At 71.9% G+C, this 1,147-nt stretch carries 2 protein-coding genes; both read right to left on the bottom strand.

The window, feature by feature from the left end; translation table 11 throughout:
* Nucleotides 1-154: 154 nt before the first annotated feature.
* Complete coding sequence (locus AB0M20_RS44935) at nt 155-562, bottom strand: TIGR03618 family F420-dependent PPOX class oxidoreductase (protein ID WP_364307736.1); 408 nt, start codon at nt 560-562, stop codon at nt 155-157.
* Nucleotides 563-571: 9 nt separating this feature from the next.
* Nucleotides 572-1,033: a MarR family transcriptional regulator gene (locus AB0M20_RS44940; protein WP_364307738.1), complete on the bottom strand. Its 462-nt coding sequence runs from the start codon at nt 1,031-1,033 to the stop codon at nt 572-574.
* Nucleotides 1,034-1,147 lie beyond the last annotated feature (114 nt).

The following is a 1,147-nucleotide window of genomic DNA, read 5'->3' on the forward strand; positions in this document are numbered from 1 at the left end:
CGGGCCGATAGGAGGTGGAGATGTCGAACGGCGCCCCGACCACGGCGGCATCCGGCCGCCGCGCCCACAGCCCGCCGGCCGTGGGCACCCAGTCCCGCTCCCCGAAGGTGGGCAGCCCACCGCCGGCGGTCACGTCGTCGTCCATGCGGTCACGTTACTGCTCGCGCAGCTCGCCCCAGCCGTGCCAGCGCTCGATCACCATGTGGGTGCTCACCCGTAGACGCTCGCGGTTGGGGTACGGGTTGCCGGTGTAGTGCCGCGCCAGCCGGTCGATGTCGCGCAGGCCGACGTCGTCGGTGATGGACCCGACGCGGCCCTGCAGGCTCACGTGGGTGTACCAGTTCTGCGCCAGCACGGTCAGCGAGATCCGCGGATCCGCTCGCAGGTGCTTGAGCCGGGCCCGCTTCGCGTCGAGTCCCAGCAGGATCCGGCCGTCGTCCTCGAGCAGGTACCAGGTGGCCACGGTCACCGGCCGGCCGTCGGCCGCGACGGTGGCCATGACGGCGGGGTTGGGCAGGCGGAGGAGGTCGGCGACCCGCTCCGGCATCGGCATCTTCGGCATCCGGCCACCCTAATGATCGGTGAGGTGGGTCCGCAGCGCGGACGCGACGTCGCCGGCCGCCCGCACCTGCTCCGCGGTGAGCGCGTCGACGAAGAGCTCGCGGACGGCCCGCAGGTGGGGCGCGGTGGCCGCGTGGAACGCCTGCCTCCCGTGGGGCTCGAGCACGATCTCGGCGCCGCGGCTGTCCGCGGTGCAGTGCTCGCGCCGGATCAGGCCGCGCCGCTCCATCCGGCCGAGGTGGTGCGACAGGCGGCTGCGCTCCCAGCCGATGGCGGTGGCCAGGTCGGAGGAGCGGTACCGGCCCCCGTCCGCCTCGGTCAGGGCGAGGAGCACCGTGTAATCGCCCATGGACAGGCCGGTGTCGCCGTGCAGGCGCGCGGCGACCGCCGTCCGCAGCAACTCGGCGGCCTCGATGAACTCCCGCCACATGGCAAGCTCGTGGCGGGTGGGCAGCCTGCGCGCTCCGGGCATAACGGCGCCTCCCTCAGTGTTTGACGTGTCAATTAGATCAGGTAAGTTGACGTGTCAGCTAGTGGAGGGCAAGCGATGAGCAACCTCGTGATGGGTCTTGACACCTACGGCGAC

The sequence above is a fragment of the Actinoplanes sp. NPDC051633 genome (assembly GCF_040681735.1).
Taxonomy (GTDB): Bacteria; Actinomycetota; Actinomycetes; order Mycobacteriales; family Micromonosporaceae; genus Actinoplanes.

What these genes read in the sequence shown, in the direction of transcription:
- AB0M20_RS44940 (WP_364307738.1), bottom strand. Translation starts at nt 1,033, where the DNA reads ATGCCCGGAGCGCGCAGGCTGCCCACCCGCCACGAGCTTGCCATGTGG.
- AB0M20_RS44935 (WP_364307736.1), bottom strand. Translation starts at nt 562, where the DNA reads ATGCCGAAGATGCCGATGCCGGAGCGGGTCGCCGACCTCCTCCGCCTG.